The organism is Streptomyces thermoalcalitolerans (genome assembly GCF_039525155.1).
Classification (GTDB): Bacteria; Actinomycetota; Actinomycetes; order Streptomycetales; family Streptomycetaceae; genus Streptomyces; species Streptomyces thermovulgaris.
In genome coordinates this window covers 268,941-294,369 of sequence record NZ_BAAAHG010000001.1, presented here as the reverse complement: position 1 = coordinate 294,369, position 25,429 = coordinate 268,941, and the positions used below count along the sequence as shown (strand labels likewise).

Here is a 25,429-nt window from a genome sequence, read left to right as displayed (position 1 = left end):
TTGGCACGGTGTCCGGTCGGTGCCGACGCGCGGGTAAGGTCTGCGCCTGTGAGTGGTACTTCCGCAGCACTTCAGCCCCCTGCCGACGCCGTGAAACCCATACGGCACCCCGATGCGCCCGCGCCAGGTGAACTCCTCGGCGCGCACTACAAGGAGTGCTTCGGGTGCGGCGACGAGCAGCCGCACGGGCTGCACCTCCAGGCACGCGCCGGGGAGGGCGTCAGCGTCACCGCCGAGTTCACCGTGCAGCCGGCCCATCAGGGCGCGCCCGGCCTCGCGCACGGCGGTGTTCTCGCGACCGCCCTCGACGAGACCCTCGGCTCGCTGAACTGGCTGCTGCGCACGATCGCCGTGACCGGACGGCTGGAGACCGACTTCGTGCGGCCGGTGCCGGTCGGGGCGACCCTGTATCTGGAGGCCGAGGTCACCGCGGTGGCCGGCCGGAAGATCTACTCCACGGCCACCGGTCGCATCGGCGGCCCCGACGGACCGGTCGCCGTGCGCGCCGACGCCCTCTTCATCGAGGTCAAGGTGGACCACTTCGTGGAACACGGCCGTGAGAAGGAGATCCAGGCCGCGATGAACGACCCGGACCAGGTCAGGCGCGCCCGTGCCTTCGAGGTGAATCCGTGAGCCGCGAACCGCTGAATGTGCTGGTCCGGCGTGTCGACCCCGACGTACCGCTTCCGGCGTACGCGCATCCGGGCGACGCCGGTGCCGATCTGCGGACCACCGTGGCGTGCGAACTGGCGCCGGGGGAGCGGGCCGTGCTGCCCACGGGCGTGGCCATCGCCCTGCCCGAGGGGTACGCGGCGTTCGTGCATCCGCGCTCCGGCCTCGCGGCCCGCTGCGGTGTCGCCCTCGTGAATGCCCCGGGGACGATCGATGCCGGGTACCGTGGAGAGATCAAGGTGATCGTGGTGAACCTCGATCCGCGCGAGCCGGTGCGGTTCGAGCGTTTCGACCGGATTGCCCAACTGGTCGTCCAGCAGGTCGAGAGGGTCTGCTTCCAGGAGGCGGCGGAGCTTCCCGACTCGGCGCGGGCCGAGGGGGGCTTCGGGTCCACGGGCGGACACGCCGCCGTGGACGGCACGAGCGGCACGGACGGCCGGGCCGCCGTGGGCGGTCCGGCGGGTGGGAATCGATACGCTTCGGTCGTATGTGACCGGGAAGGACAGTGACGTGTTCGGACGTCGCAAGAAGAAGGGTGCCGCCAGGAGCGCGGCCCGCGAGGCCGAGCAGGTCGTCGACAACGTCGGCACCGAGGCGGACGAGGAGGGCGAGCGCGAGCGGGTGAGGCTCGAGCCCGCACCGCGGCCCGACGGGCCCTGGGACATCTCCGAGGTGCGCAACCCGGGCGCGGGCCGGGTGGACCTGGGAGGCCTGTTCGTGCCGGGCGTCGACGGCATGGAGCTGCGGGTGGAGGTCGCGGGCGACGCGATCGTCGCGGCGACCGTCGTCCTGCAGGACAGCGCCATCCAGCTGCAGGCCTTCGCCGCGCCCAAGCGCGAGGGCATCTGGACCGAGGTGCGCGAGGAGATCGCCGCCGGCATCACCCAGCAGGGCGGCATCGTGGACGAGGTCGAGGGGCCGCTGGGCTGGGAGCTGCGCGCCCAGGTCCCGGTGCAGCTGCCGGACGGCACGAGCGGCTTCCAGGTCGTGCGGTTCGTCGGCGTGGACGGTCCCCGCTGGTTCCTGCGCGGAGTGATCTCCGGTCAGGGCGCGGTGCAGCCGCAGGCGGCCGGGCTGCTGGAGCAGATCTTCCGGGACACGGTCGTGGTCCGTGGCGACGGCCCGATGGCCCCCCGCGACCCGATCGTCCTGAAGCTGCCGAACGACGCGCAGATGGTGCCCGAGGGCGCCCAGCAGCAGGAAGGCCAGTCCCGCTTCTCCGGCGGCCTGGCCCAGTTCCAGCGCGGCCCGGAGATCACCGAGGTCCGCTGAGGAGGCCGTCCGGGCCAGGTCCGGATCAGGTCCGGATCAGACCTGGAACAGGGCCGGATCGGGCCGGCGCCAGTGAGCGGTGCCCCGCGGCCGGGCCGGGCGGGGCTCCGGGTCACGGCACCTGCCGGCCCGCGCGAGCGGGTCCCGCGGCCTCTGCCCGCGGGACCCGGGGGAGAGCACGCCCGGTTCCCGTGACGTCGGAGTGGTCCTTCCCGGGGGCGGCGGTCGTCGCCGTCGCCTCGTCACAGGCCATGAAGGGCCGTACCCCTGCACAGTTCAACAGTTCGCAGGGGACGGCCCTTCACGGTGCACGGCCGCCTCCCGGCACCTACGGCCTCCCGCAGCCGAGGCAGTCCCGCGCGGCGGAGGACCACGGCGGGCGCACGCCCGTCGGGAAAGCCGGGGATCGAGGGGGATTGAGGGGACCGGCGGGGGCCGTGATACTGGCGTCCGGTCCACGGGGGACCGCAGCGGGGAGGGCACATGAGCCAGGTCGTCACCGAGACCATGGTGCGCGTCGAGAACGTCCACAAGTCCTACGGGCGGGGCGCCGGCGCCGTGCACGCCCTGCGAGGGGTCTCCTTCGAGCTGCCGCGGGGTGAACTCGTCGCCCTCAAGGGCCGCTCGGGCTCCGGCAAGACCACCCTGCTCAACATCGTCGGCGGACTCGACACCCCGGACGAGGGACGGGTCCACGTCGACGGACAGGACCTGTCCGAGCTCGGCGAGGAGGGCCTGCTCGCCCTGCGCCGGGACCGCATCGGGTTCGTCTTCCAGTCCTTCGGGCTCATCCCGATCCTCACGGCCGCGGAGAACGTGGGCGTGCCGCTGCGGCTGCGCCGCACCGACCCGCGCGAGCGGGAGGAGCGCGTCGAACTGCTGCTGTCCCTGGTCGGCCTCGCCGACCACGCCCGGCAGCGGCCCAGCGAGCTCTCCGGCGGCCAGCAGCAGCGTGTGGCCATCGCCCGTGCCCTCGCGAACGAGCCGGCGCTCCTCATCGCCGACGAGCCGACCGGCCAGCTGGACGCGGAGACCGGCCGCGCCGTGATGGAGCTGCTGCGTGCCGTCGTCCGCAGCGAGAACGTCACCGCACTGGTCGCCACCCACGACGCGACCCTGATGGACCACGCCGACCGGGTCCTGGAGCTGCGCGACGGAAGAATCACCGGACCGTGACGCACCGGCGGGCCGTGCCCCGCGGCGCGGCGCCACCGGGCCGGCCAGGGACCCTCGCTTCGAGACCCTTGCTTCGAGAAGTGATCGGTTATACCGCGGTCGGCGCCCCCGGTACGCTTCAGGCATGGGTGCTGTTCCTCGTCCCGAAAAGCCGGCGGGCCGGTTCCGGCGCATGCTCGGCCGGCTCTCCTCGTCGCAGGAGGACCTGGAGTCCGAGGAACTGCGGGAGGACACCGAGACCGCGGGCTGCACACGGATCTGCGACTGTCGTGACCGGCAGGTCGTCACGGTGACTGGTACCTTGCGCACGGTCACTCTGCGCCCGCGTGGCGGGGTCCCGACCCTGGAGGCCGAGCTGTTCGACGGCTCCGGCGCCCTGGACGTGGTGTGGCTCGGCAGGCGTTCCATCGTCGGAATAGAACCGGGACGCAAGCTGATCGCATCGGGCCGGATCTCGATGAACCGGGGCCGCCGGGTGCTGTTCAACCCCAAGTACGAACTGCGACCTCTCGGACGGGAGTAGCCGGTGACGTCACTCGACAAGCCGACCGAAGACACGACGGCCGACGACGACAACCGGGCGGTGACGGAGGCCGCGCTGTTCGAGGCGTTCGGCGGAGTCCGGGGCATGGTCGAGACGGTGGCGCCCGGCCTCATCTTCGTCACCATCTTCACGATCAACGAGAACCTGCACTGGTCCGCGATCGCCGCTCTGGCCGTCTCGCTGGTGCTGGTCGTGGTCCGGCTGGCGATGCGGGACACCGTCAAGCACGCCTTCAGCGGAGTCTTCGGCGTCGCCTTCGGCGTGGTCTTCGCGATGATGACCGGCAACGCCAAGGACTTCTACCTGCCGGGGATGCTCTACACCCTGGGCCTGGGACTGACGTACATCATCACCACCCTCGCGGGGGTTCCGCTGATCGGCCTGATGCTCGGCCCGGTCTTCAGAGAGAACCTCTCCTGGCGCACCCGCAACCCGGGCCGCAAGAAGGCGTACGCCAAGGCCAGCTGGGCCTGGGGCCTGATCCTGCTCGGCAAGTGCGCGATTCTCTTCCCGCTGTACTGGTGGGCCGACACCACGAAGTTCGGCTGGGTCCTGGTCGCGCTCAAGGTCCCGCCCTTCCTGCTGGCGGTGTGGCTGACCTGGGTCTTCCTGTCCAAGGCGCCCCCGCCGATCGATGTGTTCGCGGAGATGGAGGCCGAGGAGAGGGCCGAGGAGGAGCGGAAGGCGGCCCTCGCGAGGGAACGCGGGGAACGCGGCGAGGCACCGGCCGGCGGCCGCCACCGCCGCCGGCCGTGAACACGGCTTCCACCGGCTTCCACCACGGCGGACACGGCTCGTACCACGGCGAGGGGCGCCCGGAGATCTCCGGGCGCCCCTCGCCGTCGTTCTTCCGTCACTTCTTCCGTCGGTTCATCCGACAGCTCATCCGTCGGTTCTTCCGGTTCCTCCGGCTCTTTTGGCCTCAGTCCTTCCGCCGGACCGACAGCAGATCCTCCAGCTGCCCCTCCCGGTCCTGCGCGGCCACGAACAGCAGCTCGTCGCCCGCCTCCAGGGAGTCCTCCCGGGACGGGGCGAGCACACGGGTGCCGCGGATGATGGTGACCAGCGCGGTGTCCTCCGGCCACTGGACATCGCCGACCCGGGTCCCGGCCAGCGCCGACTCCTCCGGCAGGGTCAGCTCCACCAGGTTGGCGTCGCCGTGGCTGAAGCGCATCAGGCGGACCAGATCGCCCACGCTGACCGCCTCCTCCACCAGCGCGGACATCAGACGCGGGGTCGACACGGCGACGTCCACGCCCCAGGACTCGTTGAACAACCACTCGTTCTTCGGGTTGTTCACCCGGGCCACCACCCGCGGTACGGCGTACTCCGTCTTCGCCAGCAGGGAGACGACCAGGTTCACCTTGTCGTCGCCGGTCGCGGCGATCACCACGTTGCACCGCTGCAGCGCCGCCTCGTCCAGCGAGGTGATCTCGCAGGCGTCGGCGAGCAGCCACTCCGCCCGCGGGACACGCTCCACCGAGATCGCGGTCGGCGCCTTGTCGATGAGAAGGACCTCGTGACCGTTCTCCAGCAGCTCACTCGCGATCGAGCGACCGACCGCGCCGGCCCCGGCAATGGCGACCCTCATCAGCGACCACCGCCTTCCTCTCGGGGCCCCTCGGCGAACGCCGCCTCGACCTTGTCCACGTCGCCCGTCCGCATCATCACGTGCACAAGATCACCCTCCTGCAGAACCGTCTGCGAGGACGGCAGGATCGCCTCGCCGAGGCGGGTCAGGAACGCCACCCGGGCGCCCGTCTCCTCCTGCAGCCTGCTGATCTTGTGCCCCACCCACTTCGGGGAGGCGTGCACCTCGGCGAGCTGGACGCCGCCGGTCGGGTCGCGCCACAACGGCTCCGCGCCCGAGGGCAGCAGACGGCGCAGCATCTGGTCGGCGGTCCAGCGGACCGTGGCCACGGTCGGAATGCCCAGCCGCTGGTACACCTCGGCCCGGCGCGGGTCGTAGATCCGGGCCGCGACGTTCTGCACACCGAACGTCTCGCGGGCCACGCGCGCGGAGATGATGTTCGAGTTGTCGCCGCTGGAGACGGCTGCGAAGGCGCCGGCCTCCTCGATGCCCGCCTCGCGCAGCGTGTCCTGGTCGAAGCCGATCCCGGTGACCCGGCGACCGCCGAATCCGGGGCCCAGGCGGCGGAAGGCGGTGGGATCCCGGTCGATCACCGCGATCGTGTGCCCTTGCTGCTCCAGGGTCTGGGCGAGAGCGGAGCCCACTCTCCCGCAGCCCATGATGACGATGTGCACGACCGTCCTTCCGGTGTCAACAGCTACTGCTCAGCCCCATCAGGGTCTCAGACAGAGGGACAAGCTACACACGTGCTGTGCGCGGTGGGCACCCCCCTGCCGCATGCCGGACGGATCCCCGGTATCCAGCCTCTCACCCGGCTCCCCTCCGGCCCTCTCCTCCGGCTCTTCCTCGGCTCTTCCTCGGCTCTTCCCGCTTTTCACCCGACTCGTCCCGTCCCCTCACTCGGCCCCTCACCCGGCTCAGTCGATCTCGAACGGCCGGCGCCGGATGATGCTGCGCACACTGCGCAGGGTCAGAAAGCCGAGGCCGAGCAGCGCGGCGGCGGCGCCGATCAGTTCCGCGGTCGAGGACATGGAACCTCCGGGTGCTCCGAGTACGACGAGGAACGTGGTCCGGACATCCAGGCACGGCACACCCCCCGCCCGCTCCGATCCACGGGCCTTCGGCCCCGGATTTCACCCGCGAGGCAGATCCCGGACGGGGTGCCCCCGCCCGGGCGTCCACGTCCGTGGACACCGATGCGCCGCCGGGAGCGCGAAGGTCTACGATCCTCTGTTGTGTCCAAACTGACCGACGTGCCCAAACGCATCCTGATCGGGCACGCACTGCGCAGCGACCGGCTGGGCGAGACCCTTCTGCCGAAGCGGATCGCACTCCCCGTCTTCGCCTCCGACCCGCTGTCCTCCGTGGCCTACGCGCCAGGGGAGGTCCTGCTGGTCCTGTCCATCGCGGGAGTGTCGGCGTACCACTTCAGCCCCTGGATCGCGGTCGCGGTCGCCGTGCTGATGCTCACCGTGGTGGCCTCCTACCGGCAGATCGTGCACGCCTACCCGAGCGGCGGCGGCGACTACGAGGTGGCCGGCACCAACCTGGGCCCCAGGGCGGGACTGACCGTCGCCAGCGCGCTCCTGGTCGACTACGTCATGACCGTCGCCGTCTCCATCTCCGCCGGCATCGAGAACCTGGGCTCCGCGATCCCCTTCGTCGTCGAGCACAAAGTGCTCTGCGCGATCGCCGTGATCGTGCTGCTGACGCTGATGAACCTGCGCGGAGTGAGGGAGTCGGGCACGCTCTTCGCCATCCCGACGTACGTCTTCGTCACCGGCGTCTTCCTCATGATCGGCTGGGGTGCGTTCCGCGGACTGGTGCTCGGCGACACCATGCGGGCGCCGACGGCCGACCTCGACATCAAGCCGGAGCAGCAGGGACTCGCCGGCTTCGCCCTCGTCTTCCTGCTGCTGCGCGCCTTCTCCTCCGGCTGTGCCGCGCTCACCGGAGTCGAGGCGATCTCCAACGGAGTGCCGGCCTTCCGCAAGCCCAAGGCGAAGAACGCGGCGACCACGCTGGCGCTGATGGGCCTGCTGGCCGTGACGATGTTCTGCGGCATCATCACCCTCGCCATGACGACCAAGGTCCACATGGCCGAGCACCCGGCCGCCGACCTGCTCCGCAACGGCGTCCCGGTCGGCCCCGGCTACGTCCAGGACCCGGTGATCTCCCAGGTCGCCGAAGCTGTGTTCGGCCATGGCAGCATCCTGTTCGTCGTGCTCGCCGCGGCCACGGCACTGGTCCTCTTCCTCGCGGCGAACACCGCGTACAACGGCTTCCCGGTGCTCGGCTCGATCCTCGCCCAGGACCGCTTCATGCCCCGCCAGCTGCACACCCGCGGCGACCGCCTCGCCTTCTCCAACGGCATCGTGCTGCTCGCGGGCGCCGCGGCGCTGCTGATCTTCGTCTACGGCGCCAACTCGACGCGGCTGATCCAGCTGTACATCGTCGGCGTGTTCGTGTCCTTCACGACCAGCCAGATCGGCATGGTCAGGCACTGGAACCGGCATCTGGCCGCCGAGCGGGACGCGGCCACGCGCCGCCACATGATCCGCTCCCGCGCCATCAACGCCTTCGGCGCCTTCCTCACCGCCCTGGTGCTGGTCGTCGTCCTCGTCACCAAGTTCACGCACGGCGCCTGGGTGGCCGTGCTCGGCATGTGCCTCTTCTACGTGATGATGACCGCGATCCGCCGGCACTACGACCGCGTCGCCGAGGAGCTCGCCGCCCCCGAGGGCCCGAGCGACGACACGGCACGCCCGTCCCGCGTCCACTCCGTCGTCCTCATATCCAAGATCCACCGCCCCACCCTGCGCGCCCTGGCCTACGCCAAGCTGATGCGCTCCGACACCCTGGAGGCGCTCACCGTCAACGTGGACCAGGCCGAGACCAGGAAGCTGTACGAGGAGTGGGAGCGGCGCGGCATCGACGTACCGCTGAAGGTGCTCGACTCGCCGTACCGCGAGGTCACCCGGCCGGTCATCGAGTACGTCAAGAGCCTGCGCAAGGAGTCCCCGCGGGACATCGTCTCGGTGATCATCCCCGAGTACGTCGTCGGCCACTGGTACGAGCATCTGCTGCACAACCAGAGCGCCCTGCGCCTGAAGGGAAGGCTGCTGTTCACCCCGGGCGTGATGGTGACCTCGGTGCCCTACCAGCTGGCCTCCTCCGAGGCGGCCAAGCAGCGCGCCCGCCGGTACCAGGAGTGGAACGCGCCGGGATCGGTGCGGCGGGGACCGGCCCAGGAACGGGCCAAGGAGGAGAGGGAGTCACCGGCGGGAAAGGACTGACGGGACTCTCCCGTAGACTGGTGGGCTGTTGTCAGACCGTCCCCCCTTCTGGATCCGGAGTCACCCCGCCATGCAGACAGAACCGAGGAACGCGCAGGTGGGACCGGAGAAGGGCACGCTGGTGGGGCAGGAGTACGAGGTCGAGGTCGGCCCCGTGGCCCACGGCGGCCACTGCGTCGCCCGCACGCCCGAGGGCCAGGTGCTGTTCGTACGGCACGCGCTGCCCGGTGAGCGGGTCGTGGCACGGGTGACGGAGGGCGAGGAGGGCGCCCGCTTCCTGCGCGCGGACGCGGTCCGGATCATCGACGCCTCCAAGGACCGCATCGAGCCCCCCTGCCCCTACGCCGGTCCCGGACGCTGCGGCGGCTGCGACTGGCAGCACGCCAAGCCGGGCGCGCAGCGGCGGCTCAAGGCCGAGGTGATCGCCGAGCAGCTGAAGCGGCTCGCGGGCCTCACCCCCGAGGAGGCCGGCTGGGACGGCACGGTGATGCCGGCCGAGGGCGACAAGCTGCCGGCGGGCGAGGTCCCGCGGTGGCGCACGCGGGTGCAGTACGCGGTCGACCCGGCCACGGGCAGGGCCGGCCTGCGCCGCCACCGCTCGCACGAGGTCGAGCCGGTCGACCACTGCATGATCGCGGCGGAGGGCGTCGGCGAGCTGGGCGTCGAGCAGCGCGACTGGACGGGCATGGAGTCGGTCGAGGCGATCGCGGCGACCGGCTCGCACGACCGCCAGGTGATCCTGACCCCGCGCCCGGGCGCCCGCCTTCCGCTGGTCGAACTGAACCGTCCGGTCTCCGTCCTCCGGGTCGACGAGAAGACGGGCGGCGTCCACCGGGTCCACGGCCGCCCCTTCGTCCGCGAACGCGCCGACGGCCGCACCCATCGCGTCAGCGCCGGGGGCTTCTGGCAGATCCACCCCAAGGCGGCGGACACCCTGGTGACCGCCGTCATGCAGGGCCTGCTCCCCCGCAAGGGCGACATGGCCCTGGACCTCTACTGCGGCGTCGGCCTCTTCGCCGGCGCCCTGGCCGACCGCGTCGGCGACAAGGGCGCGGTCCTCGGCATCGAGGCCGGCAAGCGCGCGGTCCAGGACGCCCGGCACAACCTCGCCGGCTTCCCCCGCGTCCGCATCGAACAGGGCAGGGTCGAGTCGGTCCTGCCGCGCACCGGCATCACCGAGGCCGACCTGATCGTCCTGGACCCGCCCCGCTCGGGCGCGGGCCGTACGACGGTGGCCCGCCTGTCGTCCCTGGGGGCACGCAGGATCGCCTACGTCGCCTGCGACCCGGCCGCCCTCGCCCGCGACCTGGCGTACTTCCGCGAGGGCGGCTACCGCGTCCGCACCCTGCGGGCGTTCGACCTGTTCCCGATGACGCACCACGTGGAGTGCGTGGCGATCCTGGAGCCCGCGAAGAAGGGGTCCTGACCCGCCTTTTCCCGAGAAACGCGAGGGTCGCCGCCGTGACGGCGGCGACCCGGGACCATCGACGACGTTCCTGGAGGGGCGGGGGAGGAGCCGCGCCGCAGTCCGTCGTCGAGGCGTTCCTGTGCCGGCGGAAGGTCCCGTCAGGTGCGGATCCAGCGCTGGTTGCTGCCACCCGAGCAGGAGTAGAGCTGGATCAGGGTGCCGTTGCCGGTGCCGGCACCGACGGCGTCAAGGCAGAGTCCGGACTGGACGCCGACGATGGATCCGTCGGAGTTGAGACGCCACTTCTGGTTGTCGCCGCCCCAGCAGCTGTAGATCTGGACCTTGGCGCCGTTGCCGGTGCCGGCGGCGTCCAGGCACTTGTTGCCGTAGACCCTGAGCTCACCGGCGTCGGTGTACGTCCACTGCTGGTTGCTGCCGCTGTGGCAGTCCCACAGCTGGACCTGGGTGCCGTCGGCGGTGCTGGCGTTGGGCACGTCCAGGCAGCGGCCCGAGCCGACGCCCTTGATCTGTCCGCCCTCCGGAGGGAGCGGGGTGGTGTCGCCGCCGTTGAGCGCGTTGAGGACGGCGGTGTAGGCGGCCTTCTTGCTGCCGTCGTTGTTGAACAGCAGCGGCGTCTGCTCCGATCGCCAGGAGTCGCTGTCGCGCACACCCCAGACGGTGATGCCGAGGCAGCGCGAGACGGCCAGGCAGTCGTTGACCACGCTGGCGTAGGTCGACGCCGGGGCGCCCTGGATGTCGAGCTCGGTGACGGCCACGTCGACGCCGAGGGCGGCGAAGTTCTGCAGGGTGGTGCGGAAGTTGCTGTTGTAGGGGTTGCCGCTGTTGAAGTGCGACTGGAAGCCGACGCAGTCGATCGGCACGCCGCGCTGCTTGAAGTCCCGGACCATGGCGTACATGGCCTGGGTCTTGGCCGCGTTCCAGTTCTCGACGTTGTAGTCGTTGTAGCACAGCTTGGCGGACGGGTCGGCGGCGCGCGCGGTGCGGAAGGCGACCTCGATCCAGTCGTTGCCGGTGCGCTGCAGGTTGGAGTCGCGGCGGGCTCCCGAATTGCCGTCGGCGAAGGCCTCGTTCACGACGTCCCACTGGGCGATCTTGCCCTTGTAGTGGGCCATCACGCCGTTGATGTGGTCGATCATCGCCTGGCGCAGTGCGCTGCCGCTGAGGTTCTGCATCCAGGAGGGCTGCTGGGAGTGCCAGGCCAGGGTGTGGCCGCGTACCTGCTTGCCGTTCTGCACCGCCCAGTTGTAGATGCGGTCGGCGGCGGTGAAGTCGAACCGGCCCCGCTGCGGCTCGGTGGCGTCTATCTTCATCTCGTTCTCGGCCGTCACCGAGTTGAACTCACGGTTCGCGATCGTCGTGTACGTCGAGTCGCCCAGCTTGCCCGCGGCAATGGCGACGCCGAAGTAGCGGCCGCTCTGCGCCGCCGCGGCGCCGAGTGTGCTCTCGGCGGCGTGCGCGGTCGGCGGCGCGGCCAGTGCGGTGACCGCACCGAGGACGCCGGCGAGCAGCGTCAACAGCGGGCCACGGGTTTTCCGGCGGACAACGGGTCTGGGAAGGGCGTATGAGCCCATGAAGTTGCCTCCTGGGTAGACATCACGGAAGGACTGAAGCGCGGGAAGCACGTCAGCGCGGGGTGCGTCGTCCGTTCCCCTTCGGCAGGTGGACGTTCCCCTTCGGCAGGTGGACGGGGCGGTGCCGGAGCCCCGGCAGCGCGGATTCACCGGGCACCGCGGTCGTGCGACCGGGGCGATCTCAGCCGGCGCGGGCCGACCTGGCCGGCCGTGGGGTGACGTACGGCGGGCAGCGGCGGTGTTTCGACACAGGCACAGGCATGGGTAGTCCATCGCGGCTCAGCCGGGGGATCGTCACGCGGCGTCGCGTACCTCTCCAACCGTGCGGAGGACCAGGACGCGCTGGTGCGAACCTCACCGGAACGGAACGGGGTCGTGCAGGTGCGTGCGTACGCGGGTCTGTCGTACGGCTGTGCGCGGATCTGCCGTGCGGCACGGATTGACCAGGGTCGATGTGCTTCGGCAGCGCGCGCTGCGGCCGCTTCCTCAGACAGGGATGATTGAGGTGTTGACGATGCATCGTCAACACTTCTCGCGGAAAAAGTTTCTGTTGATCTTTCGAAATTTTCGAATCTCGACGAGTCGAACGGCGAGTCCCGGCGCCATCGTCGACGGATGTCACAGGGGCGCTGCCTCCGGGCGATCTCCGAGGTGATCCCCGGGGGATCTTCCGCCGTTCCAGTCGGTGCCTGAGCGCAATGAGTCCCGTCCTGTGCGCTGTCCCGGCTCTGCATCCCGGCGTTCTGTCCCTGTGGGGGCGGGCCCGGACCGCGCGTCTGTCGCCGCCGTGGCGACGGAGCGGGAGGAGGCGGGCGTGGACGCGGCTGCTTCGGCGCTGCGGGCGCGGGAAGGCGGAGCGGTTGTCCGCCGAGATCGTCCGGACGTCCGGAGCTCCTCTCCGAACGTCCCGAATGTTTCGAAATCAGATGCGATACATGCGAGAGGTATTGACGCCGCTCACTGGCTTCCTATCATTCAGGCTGATCGATATATCAATCCTCGTTCGATATTGCGAACGTAGGCGTGTCGACGTCGCTCCCGTTGCGCAGCAGGGCACGTCCAGGCCACGTCGTTGAAAGTAGAGCCGCGAGGGGTCGTACCGCATGCATGTCATGTTCCCGCCAGGCCTTTCCTTTGCCTTCTCCGGTCGCTCCACGCCCTGAACCGTGCCGGCATCGACCGCCGCCCACCGCACTCGGCCGTACGGGGAAAGCAGGAACCCTGATGACGCCCGAAGCGGCGACGGTCCCGTCCCATGCTGTCCAAGCATCCACCCATGGTGTCCGTGCCGCCCGAAGGCGCCGGGCACCCCCGGTCCTTCGGAAGGCCGCGCGGGACCGGGAAGCCACCGGCGGTCTGCCGTGGTGCTCGCAGAAGGCACCGCCCACCGCACGTCACCGACAGTCCGGCCACCCTCTGACGAGGCCGACCGGAACCGCCTACTCGAGGTCGAGGAAGTCTCCATGCACACAGGACGTTTCAGCCGAAGGCATCCGTCCGCGGTGCTCGCCGCCGCGGTCGCGGTCCTGGCCGCATTGGCGGCCATGCTCGCGGCCACCCCGGCCCAGGCCGCTTCCACCGGTTCATTACGCGGTGTCGGTTCGAACCGATGCCTCGATGTGCCGGGCGCCAGCCAGGCCAACGGCACATATCTGCAGATCTACGACTGCTGGGGCGGGACCAACCAGCAGTGGACGCTGACGGACAGCAACCAGCTCACCGTGTACGGCGACAAGTGCCTGGATGTTCCGGGCCATGCCACCACGGCCGGTACCCGGGTGCAGATCTGGACCTGTTCCGGCGGTGCGAACCAGCAGTGGCGGGTCAACTCCGACGGCACGGTCGTCGGCGTGCAGTCCGGGCTGTGCCTGGAGGCCGCGGGCGCCGGTACGGCCAACGGCACAGCAGTGCAGATCGGGACGTGCAACGGCGGCAGCCACCAGAAGTGGACCGGCCTGCCCGGGACCCCGACTCAGCCCGGCGACACGTGCTCCCTTCCGTCGACGTACCGGTGGACCTCGACGGGTGCGCTGGCGCAGCCGGCGAACGGATGGGTCTCGCTGAAGGACTTCACCGCCGTGAAGCACAACGGCAAGTACCTGGTCTACGGGTCGAACTTCTCGGGATCGTCGTACGGCTCGATGATGTTCAGCCCCTTCACGAACTGGTCGGACATGGCATCGGCCCGCCAGCTCGGGATGAACCAGGCCGCGGTGGCGCCCACGCTGTTCTACTTCGCGCCCAAGAACATATGGGTGCTGGCGTACCAGTGGGGTGCGTGGCCCTTCGTCTACCGCACGTCGAGCGACCCCACCGACCCCAACGGCTGGTCCGCCCCGCAGCCGCTGTTCACCGGGAGCATTCCCGACTCCGACACCGGCCCGATCGACCAGACCCTGATCGCCGACGACCGGAACATCCACCTGTTCTTCGCCGGTGACAACGGCAGGATCTACCGCGCGAGCATGCCGATCGGGAACTTCCCGGGCAACTTCGGCTCGTCGTACACGACGATCATGAGCGACACGAAGGCCAACCTCTTCGAGGGCGTACAGGTCTACAAGGTCAAGGGCCAGAACCAGTACCTCATGATCGTCGAGGCGATGGGGGCGAACGGGCGCTACTTCCGTTCCTTCACGGCCTCCAGCCTGAGCGGCTCGTGGACCCCGCAGGCCGCCACCGAGAGCAACCCCTTCGCGGGCAAGGCCAACAGCGGCGCCACCTGGACCAACGACATCAGCCACGGCGACCTGGTCCGCGACAACCCCGACCAGACCATGACCGTCGACCCCTGCAATCTGCAGTTCCTCTACCAGGGCAAGTCCCCCACCGCGGGCGGCGACTACAACCGACTGCCGTGGCGGCCGGGTGTCCTCACCCTGCAGCGCTGACCTTCCCGGTCGACGGTGATCGTCCACCTCGAGGAGCCCCGGCCGCGCGGCGGCCGGGGCCAAGGGGTGGGGCCGGTTGCTGTGGTTGCTGTATCCGGCTGCTGGACGGCAGGATCCCTTGGTGGGGGTGGCGGCATGGAGCGGGAGCTGCTCGAACGGCTGCTGGTCGGCAACGACGAGGCGTCCGTGGCCGCTCTGGCCGCGCTCCGCCGCGGCGGTTTCCCCGTGGTCTGGGACGGGACTGCGCCTGCTGAGCAGCTCGCCCTGATCTATGGACGCCGGCTGCGGCACACGCGCCTTCGGGGCATCGAGACCACGAATCTGGCGCACGCCGTGGAGCTGCCGACGGCTCCTGGACGTTCATGCTGTTCCTCACCGAAGACGGCAGCAGGCTGATCGCGTGCACCGGCGTTCGACGGGCCCGCACATGAACCCGGCGGACGGCGGCCGAAGAAGTGACGGGCCGGGGCCCTGACCTGCGGCCGTGTAGTCGATCAACGTTGCGGCTCGCGGCTTGGCTGTCGTCGGTGGTCAGTGCTGGTCATCATTGAGCGCCCTCCGACAGCCCGAGACGGCTCGGGGAGCACTCGCCGATTCATGGTCCTCCTGTGTCCGCCTTCCCCTCGTAGGCCGCCGGCTCCTCGGCAGTGCCCACAAAGGCCGGGCCGCAGCCTGGTGGCAGTCGCTCGACGACCATGGCCACGGCGGCCTGTGCGCTGTCCGTTTCGGCGATCCGCGGGCTGCTGCGATGCGGTCCCTCGACGTAGTACCGGCCGTCCCTCAAGACGCCGATGTACGGGATGTCCCAGGTGGGAGGAAACCCCGTGCACCTACTGAAGTGCAGCTCCCACATACCCGTCCACGGGTAGAACTGACGCAGCTGTGGTTCGGCATGGGCCACCCGCACCATCTCGATGAACGGCCCCAGGAGCGGCGAGCCCTCCGGCACGGTGGGCTCCCCGGCGGTTGCCAGGATCTTGCGCCAGACGGCCTCGACGATGTCGGTCATGCTGCGATGGTGCGCAGCACAGGTTCGCACGCACCACCTTCGAAGGTCACTTGGTGGCGGAGCACGGTGAGGCAGCTCGACATGAACTCACCGACCAAGGAAGGGAACCAGCCTGATCGCTGCAGTGCGGCAGCATCAAGTCGGTGAAGCGGCTTTGAACCGAGCTGCCTTGGCGCGAGTGGCCCGCAGTCCGGTTCCGATTGCCGGGATCGGCCGTCGTCCGATGGAGTTGTTGCCGGCTGATGATGTCAGACCGTGGGATGCTCGTCCGGCAGGGGAGCGCGTACGAACGAGATGCATCGCTCGTCGCAAGCTCCCAGAGCATGGAAGTTCCTTCGTGCTTCCGCAAGGCTCAGCCAGCCGTTGGGGCCGCCACGCACTTGGTCGGCATCATGGTCGTCCTGCCCGTCGTCCTCCCAGAAACACACGGGACAGATCTCGAAGGTGCCGCGCTCACTGAGCGTCAGGAAGCCGCAGCAAGGACAAGGGTGTGGACCGTCCTCGGCCTTGCCCTGAATGTTGACGAACGGAGTGGCCATCCAAGCATGCTGCCCGACATTGCCGCCCTTCGCGAGCCGGATGGGGATGAGCTGCCGTAGTCAGTGGAGGCCTCGGCTCGGGAAGCAGGCGCCACCACCGACATGATTGTGGTGTGGCAGGTGCGATCAAGGCGCCGGAGCCCTCCCGGACGGCCCCGTTCAGCGGGCTGAGCCCACGGCGGTTCGGCAGGCTCCTCACCGCACTGCAGCAGGGGGTACGGACCCGGTGCGCAGAGGCCACTCGTGAACCTCGGCCTTTCCACCGGACGGGAACGAAACATCAGACACCGCGCTCTACAAGGCCCCCAGCAACTCCAGGACCCTGTTGACCGCTTCGACGACCGGCTGACCCAGCGCTCCGACGGTCGCGGCGATGGTGGCCACGGCGATCAGGGCGCGATGCCGTTCCTGCGGGGTGCTCGTCTGAGAGGAAATCACGGGCAAGGAGTCGTCGATGACCTGCGCGGTCGCGGACGCGACCTGGTTGCGCAGTTCCTGGAGAAGGCGCGACAGCTCCTCAATTGCTTCGAGGAGGGGCTGCGACGCCGGTCGCGGTGCAGCGAGGTACTGATTCTTGATCATCTCGGTGTTGTGGGTTCCGCCGTACATGTTCACGGTGTCGCCGCTCATTTCTTCAGCACCCCCGTGTTGCTCAGACCGCCGTACATATTGACCTTGTCGCCGTAGTGGTACTCCTTGAGGTTGAAATTGATGCTCTCCACCGGCACGTGGAGTTCCTTCTTCGGGTTCTCAATAGCCTCCACGATGGAGTCGACGAGTCCGCGGAGCTCTTCGCGGTCCGGCAGCGTCACCGGCGCCCCTCGGCCGCAGTGATGTTGTCCGACTGTGTTCCCCAGGCTGCGCGGTCATGATCATGCAACCGGGCTCGACGTCTTGCCGCTTACCGTGCTGGTGCTCGGTGGAGAGCAAGCCGCGGAAGGCCTTCCCGCTCTTCTTCAGGCGAAGGCGGTTATACGACCGACTTGCTCTGGCCAGGGCCGCCTCCCACGCTTTCCAGTGAGAGGGTTCGGTGTCTTCTTGAAGTTTCGAGCAGCCTCCGGTCCACAGTGGTCGGCCCCGCCCGTGCGCCCCACAAGGCGGCTGCCGCATCAATCCTCCGGAAGCGACCGCAGGACGGACAACATTTCGCCGCTGTACTCATCGCACATTACCAGCAGTCGCCGACCCGCCTCCGAGGCAAGCAGATCATCACTGTCAGACGCAGCCAGGATGGTTTTGTGACACTCAAGCTCGATGGCGAGATTCATGGTGCCGAAATACCTCAGGCCATAGGAGCGGAGCTGGTCATCGACGCCGGTCAAGCAGGCATTTCGCTTCTCTTCTCCAGCGATCTCGGCGGACGAGTTTTCCATGAATCCGTCGAGATAGTCAGCCAATTCTCGTGCCAGATAGATCAACGTCTCCGTCTGGGTCGCACTCATCTCGCCAAGAGCTTCACCCAGCATGAGCCATCCGCCGATAGCCTCCAGTTGGAAACTTTCGGCGAATTCTGACTCTACTTCCGAGTTGAACAGCGGAGCGCTCGTGAGCCGACCAATGGCCTGTAGAAAACCCTCGTCGGCCTCGCCGTCCAGCCGCTCCCCACCTCTGCGGATCAGGGAACCGAGCGCAGCAGGGTCGATTCCCCAGTATGCAGGCATCTCCATGCCCAGCAAGGGCGCCTGCAGCCTTCGCAGGGCCAGGTATGCGGCCTGATGGCGCTGCTGTCGATCCATGGCGCCAATCTGGGCCGACAGTATTGCGTCGTCATGCCAGTCCACGTGGCTCACTCTTCCGCTCACCGATAACCCGTCGTCGCAAGGAAGTTCGTCCATGCCTCATGATTTCTCCAGACGTACATGGCTGCCCCGGTATTTTGGCTTTCGTTCCGGACATAATGAGGTTTTCTCAACGCCTTTCGTTCCATGCGTTGTTGAGGACAAGGGCGGCCTGAGCAATGGCTCCGATGCGGCTGGGGCTGAGCGTGACATGTTGCAGGGCACGCCAGCGCTGTTTGAGTTCGGCGGCGGCTCGCTCGCCCAGGGCTCGGATGCCGCGCAGGAGCCGGTTGTGGGTGCGGGTGTTTGCCGCCAGGGGTGAGGCGATGTCGGGGTGCGGGCGGAAGGGGGTGTGGATGCCCTGGCCGGCGCCGGTGTAGCCGACGTCGGTCAGGGTCGGCAGACCCTGGCGGGCTGCGGCGTACAGGGCGGGCAGCACATGGATGCGGGCGGCGCGCAGGTCGTGCACGGAGCCGGGCTCGGCGTCGGAGACCCACAGCGGCTGTCCGTCGGGGGCGGCTATGAACTGCAGGTTTCCGGCGAAGCGCTTGGCCTTGCCGGAGTACCACAGGTCGGTGCCTTTGGCGGTGGTGCCGGCCACGCGGTCGCAGGCGATCAGGGTGCCGTCCGGCACCACGTGGCTCAGGCCCTGCTCGCGGCAGTGGTCCAGGACTTCGTGCAGGTTGGGGGCGTGCTCGGCCAGGACATCGATGCCCTCGTGCAGGTACCGGTAGCCGGTGGCCTGGGAGGTGCCGGCGTCCCGGGTCAGGCAGTGCACGCAGGTGCGGTGGCGGAACCAGCGCAGCACCGGCACCGCCTGGCGGAACGGGCCCAGCGTTCGTGAGCCGCGCGGGGTGCCGGTCTTCCGGCGGCGGGCGGCCGGCAGGTGGGCGAGGAAGACCACCACCGGGCGGGGGACGTCGAGCATTGGCACATAGGGAACCAATGTGAAGTCTCTGGTTGTCCGGACAGGATCTTGTGGTGAGACCTGTCCTGTCAGGGGCTTTACGTCTGTCCGTCACCGGGACAGGACTGTCCGACCTGTCCTGGTATCGAAGTTTCACCCGGATTTGCGTAGATCATTTCGCTAAGAAAACCTCACTGAGCCAAACAACGGAGAATCTCCGGGCCTTTGCCTTCGGGGGTTTCGCGTGGAGCGGGTGGCGAGAATCGAACTCGTGCTCTCAACTTTCGCTGTGCTCCGGCAGGATTCGAACCTGCGACATCCGCTTGAGGAGAGAGGCTGGGCGATCGCCGACTTCATGGGGATCTCTTCCGTCCAGGAAGACTGCGGAGAGCCCCTCTGACCTGAGCCGAAGCCCCTTTCCGGAGTCCTCCCCGGCCGCTCCGGGGACTCCCTGAGTCCCTGGAGCGGCCGTACCCCTCACACCCGAAGGAACCCCATGTCCGCTGACTTCTGGGCAGCCGCCGGCACCGTATCCCTCGCTGTCGCCACCGTCGTTCTCGCCGCCCACATCCTGATCTGGCTGAGGGTGCGACGCGACCCCCGGAAGCGAAAGGCGCTCCAGCTCGAACTCCCGCTCGCCGTGGCCGCCGCCTCGGTCGCGGGCGTGCTGATCGGCGAGTTCGCGACCGGGCGTCATCCCCATGCCGATCTCGACGAGCTGAAGACGTTGATCATCCCCGTCCTGTCCGGCATGAGCTGCCGCTCGCTCCTCCTGCACTTCGGGAAGGAGGCGAGAGGAACACAGAGTCTCCCGACCGGCCTTGCCGCGCTGGTCTCGCTGCTCATCGGAATCTTCGTAGCCGGCGGAACCGCCTATCTGGGCACGTGAGTTCTCCGCGCGGCCGGATGGCTCATCGGCACCCTCGTTGTCGGCGCGACGGCATACCTCGGCACCTGACGACCCTGGCCCGGGGGGCCGCCGACGAGGTCGGTCGGCGCACACTGCGGCTCTCGCGTCCGGCACACCGGATCCTGCGACAGCAGTGTTGTGGTGACGCCCTGGCGGTACGCTGCACGGCGACCGACCGCCTTCGCCGCCAATGACTCGTGGTGTCAGCCCGGGAAGAAACACACCTCGACCAAGCCACTGACACACCAAGCAGGCCCTGACAGCAGTCATACGAGTTCTCGGCGGCACGGGGGATTTGGCGCGTGCCGTTCTGGCGCTCCGTGTCGCCGAATGCGAGCCGGCCACCCCGCAGGCCGACGAGAAGAAGGCGCGCGGACTCCTGCGAGAACTCGCCGAAGAGAGCGTCATCGTCCGGCCCGCCCCTGAGAGGACGGAGTACCACGTCCCGGATGCGTGAAGGGCTGGGGCCGGTCGTGGTGTGGCGCTGCTGGGCGGTGGAGTCTCAACGGCCGAGTCAAGTCTTCGGACTATCAGGTGTCTGAGGTCTGTGACGACTGGCTACGGTCGCGGTGGTTGCTGTACTGCTCTGCTGTACAGCAGAGCAGCCCTTTCACGCCGGTTCTCAGGGCTTGGGCATGGTGCTACCAGTGTCGCAGATCGACTTCGGTGACCTGCGACTGCCGGTCTGGATGCCTGTCGCCGGCGGTCGTCGTCTGTCCCGCTGATCCCCTTCGGAGGACTCAGAGACGACCCAGGGACAGTGTGGGATAACGCGTTGACCTGACTGCGGAGGTGAGATGTGATCACCCTATGGGGCCTGGCAACGGCGAGACGGGTGCAGAGGTGGCCGACGACGCGATCGTCGCTGGGCAGATCATCCTCGGGCTGAAGACGCTACGTGATCACCTCGGCTGCTCGTTGCATGAAGCCCTCGACGTCTACGTCGCACGCTACGAGGTGCTGCGACGAGAACGCCCAGCCGACTTCACCAAGAGTCACGAGGAGTACTGGGCGAACTTCTACTCATGACCCAATGGGCGCGATCTTGAAAATCTTCGTGGCAGCAATGTCACCGTGGGTTCAAATCCCACCGCCTTCGCTTCGAGAGTTGTGAGAACGGCCCCTGACCGGGGATGACAGTTGAGGCCGTTGACATATGCGGGCCTGTGCCGGGCACCGTGGTTCACCGCTACAGACGTGGTGATCGTGGCCGGGAGCAGTCGATCCTGCCTCACCAAGTGATGAATACGCGCACAGCGTTCGACGGTTTCACTGTGGGGGCTCTCCTGTTCACCGTGCTGTTTCTGCGCACGGGGGCTCCAGAAGCTACTCGCGGTGACAGACGCAGCGACTTGAGGAACCGAGCAAGCCGCGTTTGATGCGGGGCAGTCGTCGAGGCGTGGTGGGGCAGCGATGGGCAGGTGCCGCCCCACCGGAAGTTCAGACGTGTGAGTCGGCGGCGAGTGCGGTGAATGCCGCCCAGGCGTCGGGGGAGACGGTCAGGGGCTGCTTCCGGGTGTCCTTCGAGTCCCGGACGAGAACGATGCCGGGGCGCAGGGCGACCTCGATGCAGTTGTCGCCTTCACTACCGCTGTAACTGCTCTTGAACCAGTCCTGTTGAGTGGTGCTCATAGCGCTCCTCGCATCTGTTCCAGCAGGCTCACGGTGGCCCTGCAATCATGGGCCTGCGAGCGCAGCTTTCCATAGCGTTGGAGCAGGACACTTACATCCTTGGGCGCGCTGATCAGATTGCTCGACCGCTGGCCTTCGGTGTAGCCGAGCCAGCGATGGTCAGGCGTCTCGGCCAAGTACATGTGGCCGTCGACTCCGCAGTGATCCTCCTGCCTGAGCGGCATGAGCTGGATCTCGACGTTGCGCAGACGGCTCATGGCAAGCAGGTGATCGACAACGGCCTTTGTCACCTGGCTTCCCCCGAGACGTCGTTCCAGGACGGCTTGTTCGATGATGAAGCTGAACGCGGTGTTGGGCCGTTGAACGATGATCTGCTGGCGGTCGAGACGGGCGGCGACGGCACGGTCGAGCTGTTCCTCTGTGACAGGAGGAAGCCTTCGGTCGAAGACAGCCCTGATGTACGGCTCGGGCTGCAACAACCCCGGAACGGCACGACACTCGTACGCGTACAGCGAGATCGCTTCCTCCTCGATTCCCGCCCACTGCCGGAACCAGGAGGCCAAGCCCGCCTTCCGTGTCAGGCTCTTCGCCGCGGCCTCCAGTACCCGTGCCGCGACCGCGCCCAGGACCTCGTCCGACCGCTTCAGCAGTTCCCTCGGCGGGAAGCGCTTCCCCTGTTCGATCTTGGCGATGTACGCGGGCGAGTAGCGCACCAGTGGCGCGAACTGCTCCTGGGTCAGGCCCGCTTCCTCCCGCAGGGCCTTGAGAACCGCGCCGAAGGTCCTCAGACTCTCGGAGAGCTCCGGCTCGCAGCCCCCGCCCACTGCGCCACCGTTGTCCGACGCCATCGCAGCCGCCTTCCCCTGTACCACCGGGCCGTACCCGTGCTGTGCCCGGACTCGTGCCGTACTGTTCGTCGTCCGCGCTGCGCCCCGCCAGACCGATCCATGCTCACGTACAGCGACCGTCCCGGTCCAGTGCGTGAACCGGTACAACGCGATCTGTATCGGCGCCGGACCTGCCGACGGAGCGTCAGCTCCCGGCAGGGTGGCCCGCATGTCAGCACCACGCACACAAAGCCCCGCTCACGCCCGTTCGTTCCCCCAGCGCTTCTCCGCCACCCGGCGCGGTGCCCGCCTCGCCCGGCTGCTCGCCGCGCATCAGCTCACCGAGTGGGGCCACCCTCGCGGGACCGAGGTGCATGACACCGTCGTCCTCGTCGTCGCCGAACTCGCCGCGAACGCCGTCCTTCACGGCCGCGTCCCGGGAAGGGACTTCGCTTTGTTCCTCGCCTGCGACGACGATCGGCGCATCGTCCGGATCGAGGTGACCGACACCCACCCCGCCCTGCCGGCGCGCCTGGCCCCGGGGTCCGACGAGGACGGGGGCCGTGGCCTGGTCCTCGTCGACGCGCTCGCCGTCGACTGGGGCGTCCGCGACCGCCTCGGCTCCGGCAAGACGGTGTGGGCCGAGTGCACGACGGTTCCAGCCAGGCGAGCGGGACGAGCCACGGCAGCGTCCGGAACGGCAACATGAGCACCTTCTGGTCGTCGTCCGGCACCACCGGCTCCATGGCGATATCGATCAAGTGGGGCTCCCGCCACCACCGTGTCCAGGATCACCATCCGGTAGGCAGCGGGATCGGGATCCGAGGGCACCATCCATCCGGTCCTGGAGGGGCGTCAACGCCGACACCGGCGCCGTCCTGACCTCCGGAGCGGAGCAGGCGTCATCGACTTCCCCGGACCTCACTGAAGAAGATCACCTTCGAGATCACCGGCTCGATCGGCGCCCGAAGGCCGCCGAGTGCGAGACCTGCGCCGGTCGGTCGCCTGGCCGCACGATCCCGCCCCGTCCGGGGCGGGATCCTCCGGACCGCGCCGGACGAGGCACCCCGGGGAGAAGGACGCCCGGCACCCTTTTGGATCTTCTTCCTTATGCACACGGCCGATCGCCGTCGCCACGTCGCTGGGCTTCGCACCTCCATGGATGCCCATGGATGTCTGGTCCGGACCAGTACGCGGTACCCGTGGCCCAGGGGGCAGACGAGTGCGAAGAGAGGGCTCCATGCGTCGTATCCGGATCGTGGCAACCGGCGGCACCATCGCGAGCCGGTCCGGGGCCGAGGGCCGCCGGGCGACCGTGCTCGCGAAGGAACTGGTCGCGTCGGTCGGCCCACTGCCCGAAAACGTGGAAGTGGACGCACGGGACGTGAGCACCCGGGGCAGCTACGCCTTCGACACCGGCGATCTGCTCGCGCTGGCCCGCGAGGTGCGTGACGCGCTGCGCGCCGGCGTCGACGGGGTGGTCATGACCCACGGCACCGACACGATGGAGGAGACCGCCTTCCTGCTCGACCTCGCCTTCGACGATCCGCGGCCGATCGTGCTGACCGGCGCCCAGCGCCCGTTCGACGACCGCGCCGCTGACGGCCCGGCCAACCTCGGCGACGCCCTGGCCCTGGCCGCCGCTGAGGCGGCCCGGGGACACGGTCCGCTGGTGGTCTTCGACGGCTTCGCCTTCCCCGCTCGCGGGGTGCGCAAGAGCGACACCCTGTCGGCGCACGCCTTCACCGCACCCGGGCGCGGACCTGCGCTCCGCGTGGCGGACGGACACGTGGTGCCGCTGTGGCGGCCGAGCCCCAGCCCGCGGCTTCCCCTGGACCTCGACCTCCCCCGGCTGCCCCGGGTGGACGTGGTGCCGGCCTACCCCGGTGCGGACGGACTGTTCGTCCGGGCCAGCCTGGACGCGGGCGCCGTGGGGGTCGTGGTGGCCGCGGTCGGCGCGGGCAACGCCGGACCCGAGCTGGTGGCCGCGGTCGGCGACGCGGTCGCGGCGGGTCACCCGGTGCTCATCTGCTCACGGGTGCACTCCGGCCCGGTCATGCCCCTCTACGCCGGCGGCGGCGCCGAGCTGCGACGGGTCGGCGCCCTCTTCGCCGGCGACCTCAGCCCCTGGCAGGCCCGGCTGCTGCTGGCCGCCGCGAGTGCCGTACCCGGCCGGTCGCCGCAGGAACTCGTCCGCGCCTGGCTCGACGGACAGGACCCGCTGTCCGGGGCCGGTTCCTGATCCGCGCCCCGCGACCCGCCCTTTCCCCGTGCCTCCGGATTCACTCCCCGTGAACCCGCACGGACCCGCACAGGCCATGCGGACCCGCACCCCCGTGTCCTCAGGCAAGGAGACGTTCGATGCCCAAGGAAATCCTCGTCAGCTTCGGAGTGGACGTGGACGCCGTCGGCGGCTGGCTCGGCTCGTACGGAGGCGAGAACTCGCCCGACGACATCTCCCGCGGCCTTTTCGCGGGCGAGGTCGGCGTGCCGCGCCTGCTGGAGCTGTTCCGGCGCCGTGGCCTGACCCAGACCTTCTTCTGGCCCGGCCACTCCATCGAGACCTTCCCGGAGGAGTTCGACGCCTGCGTCGCCGCCGGCCACGAGATCGGTCTCCACGGCTACAGCCACGAGAACCCGATCGCCATGAGCCGTGAGCAGGAGGCCGCGGTCCTGGACCGGTGCATCGAGCTGATCGAGACCCGGTCCGGCCGTCGTCCCACCGGATACGTGGCTCCCTGGTGGGAGTTCAGCCAGGTCACCAACGAACTGCTGCTGGAGCGGGGGATCACGTACGACCACTCGCTGATGCACCGGGACTTCGAGCCGCACTACGTCCGGGTCGGCGACTCCTGGACCAGGATCGACTACGGCAAGCCGGCGAGCACCTGGATGAAGCCGCTGGTGCGGGGGCACGAGACGGACCTCATCGAGATCCCGGCCAACTGGTACCTCGACGACCTGCCTCCGATGATGTTCATCAAGGCCAGCCCGAACAGCCACGGCTTCGTCAATCCCCGTGACATCGAGGAGATGTGGCGCGACCAGTTCGACTGGGTGCACCGGGAGATGGACTACGCCGCCTTCACCATGACCATCCATCCCGACGTGTCCGGCCGCCCCCAGGTCCTGCTGATGCTGGAGCGGCTCATCGACCACATCAACTCCCGCGAAGGCGTCCGCTGGGTGACCTTCGACCAGATCGCGGACGACTTCGCCGCCCGCAACCCGCGGCGGAAGGCCAGCAGCGCGTGACCCCGTGCACCAGAAGATGCGGGGAGATCAGGGAGATGCGGGGAGATCAGGGAGATGCGGGGAGATCAGGGAGATGCGGGGAGATCAGGGAGATGCGGGGAGATCAGGGAGATGCGGGGAGATCAGGGAG

General features: G+C 68.8%; 27 protein-coding genes and 1 pseudogene. 17 read left to right on the top strand and 11 right to left on the bottom strand.

The window, feature by feature from the left end:
* Positions 1-48: 48 nt before the first annotated feature.
* The 6 genes from ABD224_RS01215 (at position 49) to ABD224_RS01190 (ending at position 4,420) form a co-directional block, all read left to right on the top strand.
* The gene (locus ABD224_RS01215) at positions 49-633 is read left to right on the top strand and encodes a PaaI family thioesterase (protein ID WP_067393168.1); all 585 of its coding nucleotides are present in this window, start codon (positions 49-51) and stop codon (positions 631-633) included.
* The gene (dut, locus tag ABD224_RS01210; RefSeq protein WP_344045698.1) at positions 630-1,181 is read left to right on the top strand and encodes a dUTP diphosphatase; all 552 of its coding nucleotides are present in this window, start codon (positions 630-632) and stop codon (positions 1,179-1,181) included. Before ABD224_RS01215 ends, dut begins: the two co-directional genes overlap by 4 nt.
* Position 1,182: 1 nt before the next feature.
* A complete protein-coding gene (locus tag ABD224_RS01205) occupies positions 1,183-1,944 on the top strand; it encodes a DUF3710 domain-containing protein (protein WP_344045696.1) in 762 nt (253 codons plus the stop codon).
* Positions 1,945-2,427: 483 nt separating this feature from the next.
* Positions 2,428-3,120: an ABC transporter ATP-binding protein gene (locus ABD224_RS01200; RefSeq protein ID WP_344045694.1), complete on the top strand. Its 693-nt coding sequence runs from the start codon at positions 2,428-2,430 to the stop codon at positions 3,118-3,120.
* 124 nt (positions 3,121-3,244) lie between these two features.
* Positions 3,245-3,643: an OB-fold nucleic acid binding domain-containing protein gene (locus ABD224_RS01195; RefSeq protein WP_079129675.1), complete on the top strand. Its 399-nt coding sequence runs from the start codon at positions 3,245-3,247 to the stop codon at positions 3,641-3,643.
* A gap of 3 nt (positions 3,644-3,646) precedes the next feature.
* Positions 3,647-4,420, top strand: a complete 774-nt coding sequence (locus ABD224_RS01190) for a DUF3159 domain-containing protein (protein WP_344045689.1) — start codon at positions 3,647-3,649, stop codon at positions 4,418-4,420.
* Positions 4,421-4,586: 166 nt separating this feature from the next.
* Here the strand turns inward: ABD224_RS01190 and ABD224_RS01185 are convergent, their stop codons facing one another.
* Both ABD224_RS01185 and ABD224_RS01180 read right to left on the bottom strand, forming a co-directional pair.
* Positions 4,587-5,255, bottom strand: coding sequence for a potassium channel family protein (locus ABD224_RS01185; protein ID WP_344045687.1), 669 nt, complete (start codon positions 5,253-5,255; stop codon positions 4,587-4,589).
* Entirely contained in the window at positions 5,255-5,929 is a 675-nt protein-coding gene (locus ABD224_RS01180; protein ID WP_344045685.1) for a potassium channel family protein, read from the bottom strand. The genes ABD224_RS01185 and ABD224_RS01180 overlap by 1 nt, the downstream gene beginning before the upstream one ends.
* Positions 5,930-6,490: 561 nt before the next feature.
* Here ABD224_RS01180 and ABD224_RS01175 point away from each other — a divergent pair.
* Positions 6,491-8,551: an APC family permease gene (locus ABD224_RS01175; protein ID WP_344045683.1), complete on the top strand. Its 2,061-nt coding sequence runs from the start codon at positions 6,491-6,493 to the stop codon at positions 8,549-8,551.
* Between the two features lie 70 nt (positions 8,552-8,621).
* Positions 8,622-9,977 (top strand): class I SAM-dependent RNA methyltransferase, encoded by a 1,356-nt coding sequence (locus ABD224_RS01170; RefSeq protein ID WP_344045681.1) that lies wholly within the window; start codon positions 8,622-8,624, stop codon positions 9,975-9,977.
* A gap of 140 nt (positions 9,978-10,117) precedes the next feature.
* On the opposite strand, the gene ABD224_RS01165 is transcribed toward ABD224_RS01170, so the two are convergent.
* Positions 10,118-11,551 (bottom strand): endo-1,4-beta-xylanase, encoded by a 1,434-nt coding sequence (locus tag ABD224_RS01165; RefSeq protein ID WP_344045679.1) that lies wholly within the window; start codon positions 11,549-11,551, stop codon positions 10,118-10,120.
* Positions 11,552-13,014: 1,463 nt separating this feature from the next.
* Between ABD224_RS01165 and ABD224_RS01160 the strand changes: the two genes are divergently transcribed.
* Positions 13,015-14,442, top strand: coding sequence for a non-reducing end alpha-L-arabinofuranosidase family hydrolase (locus tag ABD224_RS01160; RefSeq protein ID WP_344045677.1), 1,428 nt, complete (start codon positions 13,015-13,017; stop codon positions 14,440-14,442).
* A 135-nt stretch (positions 14,443-14,577) separates the two neighbouring features.
* A complete protein-coding gene (locus ABD224_RS01155) occupies positions 14,578-14,838 on the top strand; it encodes a hypothetical protein (RefSeq protein ID WP_344045675.1) in 261 nt (86 codons plus the stop codon).
* Positions 14,839-15,037: 199 nt separating this feature from the next.
* Here the strand turns inward: ABD224_RS01155 and ABD224_RS01150 are convergent, their stop codons facing one another.
* Both ABD224_RS01150 and ABD224_RS01145 read right to left on the bottom strand, forming a co-directional pair.
* The gene (locus tag ABD224_RS01150) at positions 15,038-15,451 is read right to left on the bottom strand and encodes a DUF6193 family natural product biosynthesis protein (protein ID WP_344045673.1); all 414 of its coding nucleotides are present in this window, start codon (positions 15,449-15,451) and stop codon (positions 15,038-15,040) included.
* Positions 15,452-15,699: 248 nt separating this feature from the next.
* Positions 15,700-15,990, bottom strand: coding sequence for a CPCC family cysteine-rich protein (locus ABD224_RS01145; protein ID WP_344045671.1), 291 nt, complete (start codon positions 15,988-15,990; stop codon positions 15,700-15,702).
* Between the two features lie 113 nt (positions 15,991-16,103).
* On the opposite strand from ABD224_RS01145, the pseudogene ABD224_RS01140 reads away from it, so the two are divergent.
* Positions 16,104-16,250, top strand: a pseudogene (locus ABD224_RS01140) (IS5/IS1182 family transposase); the annotation flags it as partial.
* A 34-nt stretch (positions 16,251-16,284) separates the two neighbouring features.
* On the opposite strand, the gene ABD224_RS01135 reads toward ABD224_RS01140, so the two are convergent.
* The 4 genes from ABD224_RS01135 to ABD224_RS01120 form a co-directional block, all read right to left on the bottom strand.
* Positions 16,285-16,620, bottom strand: coding sequence for a hypothetical protein (locus tag ABD224_RS01135; RefSeq protein ID WP_344045669.1), 336 nt, complete (start codon positions 16,618-16,620; stop codon positions 16,285-16,287).
* Complete coding sequence (locus ABD224_RS01130; protein WP_344045667.1) at positions 16,617-16,802, bottom strand: hypothetical protein; 186 nt, start codon at positions 16,800-16,802, stop codon at positions 16,617-16,619. The genes ABD224_RS01135 and ABD224_RS01130 overlap by 4 nt, the downstream gene beginning before the upstream one ends.
* Before the next feature lie 297 nt (positions 16,803-17,099).
* A complete protein-coding gene (locus tag ABD224_RS01125) occupies positions 17,100-17,825 on the bottom strand; it encodes a hypothetical protein (RefSeq protein WP_344045665.1) in 726 nt (241 codons plus the stop codon).
* A 73-nt stretch (positions 17,826-17,898) separates the two neighbouring features.
* Positions 17,899-18,714: a transposase family protein gene (locus ABD224_RS01120; RefSeq protein WP_425580895.1), complete on the bottom strand. Its 816-nt coding sequence runs from the start codon at positions 18,712-18,714 to the stop codon at positions 17,899-17,901.
* Positions 18,715-19,171: 457 nt separating this feature from the next.
* On the opposite strand from ABD224_RS01120, the gene ABD224_RS01115 reads away from it, so the two are divergent.
* The 3 genes from ABD224_RS01115 to ABD224_RS01105 all read left to right on the top strand — a co-directional run bounded on the left by ABD224_RS01115 (position 19,172) and on the right by ABD224_RS01105 (position 20,614).
* A complete protein-coding gene (locus ABD224_RS01115; RefSeq protein WP_344045661.1) occupies positions 19,172-19,564 on the top strand; it encodes a hypothetical protein in 393 nt (130 codons plus the stop codon).
* Positions 19,565-19,880: 316 nt separating this feature from the next.
* Positions 19,881-20,042, top strand: coding sequence for a hypothetical protein (locus ABD224_RS01110; protein ID WP_344045659.1), 162 nt, complete (start codon positions 19,881-19,883; stop codon positions 20,040-20,042).
* 353 nt (positions 20,043-20,395) lie between these two features.
* On the top strand, positions 20,396-20,614 hold the full coding sequence (locus ABD224_RS01105) for a hypothetical protein (protein ID WP_344045657.1): 219 nt from the start codon (positions 20,396-20,398) through the stop codon (positions 20,612-20,614).
* A 411-nt stretch (positions 20,615-21,025) separates the two neighbouring features.
* Here ABD224_RS01105 and ABD224_RS01100 read toward each other — a convergent pair whose 3' ends face one another.
* Positions 21,026-21,217 carry a DUF397 domain-containing protein gene (locus tag ABD224_RS01100; RefSeq protein ID WP_344045654.1) on the bottom strand — a complete coding sequence of 64 codons (192 nt, stop codon included), beginning with the start codon at positions 21,215-21,217 and terminating at the stop codon, positions 21,026-21,028.
* Entirely contained in the window at positions 21,214-22,065 is an 852-nt protein-coding gene (locus ABD224_RS01095; RefSeq protein ID WP_344045652.1) for a helix-turn-helix domain-containing protein, read from the bottom strand. The genes ABD224_RS01100 and ABD224_RS01095 overlap by 4 nt, the downstream gene beginning before the upstream one ends.
* A gap of 208 nt (positions 22,066-22,273) precedes the next feature.
* Here ABD224_RS01095 and ABD224_RS01090 point away from each other — a divergent pair, with 208 nt between their 5' ends.
* The 3 genes from ABD224_RS01090 to ABD224_RS01080 all read left to right on the top strand — a co-directional run bounded on the left by ABD224_RS01090 (position 22,274) and on the right by ABD224_RS01080 (position 25,299).
* Positions 22,274-22,753, top strand: a complete 480-nt coding sequence (locus tag ABD224_RS01090; protein WP_344045650.1) for an ATP-binding protein — start codon at positions 22,274-22,276, stop codon at positions 22,751-22,753.
* Between the two features lie 531 nt (positions 22,754-23,284).
* Positions 23,285-24,286, top strand: a complete 1,002-nt coding sequence (locus ABD224_RS01085) for an asparaginase domain-containing protein (RefSeq protein WP_344045648.1) — start codon at positions 23,285-23,287, stop codon at positions 24,284-24,286.
* A 119-nt stretch (positions 24,287-24,405) separates the two neighbouring features.
* Entirely contained in the window at positions 24,406-25,299 is an 894-nt protein-coding gene (locus ABD224_RS01080; protein WP_344045646.1) for a polysaccharide deacetylase family protein, read from the top strand.
* The last annotated feature ends 130 nt before the right edge of the window (positions 25,300-25,429 follow it).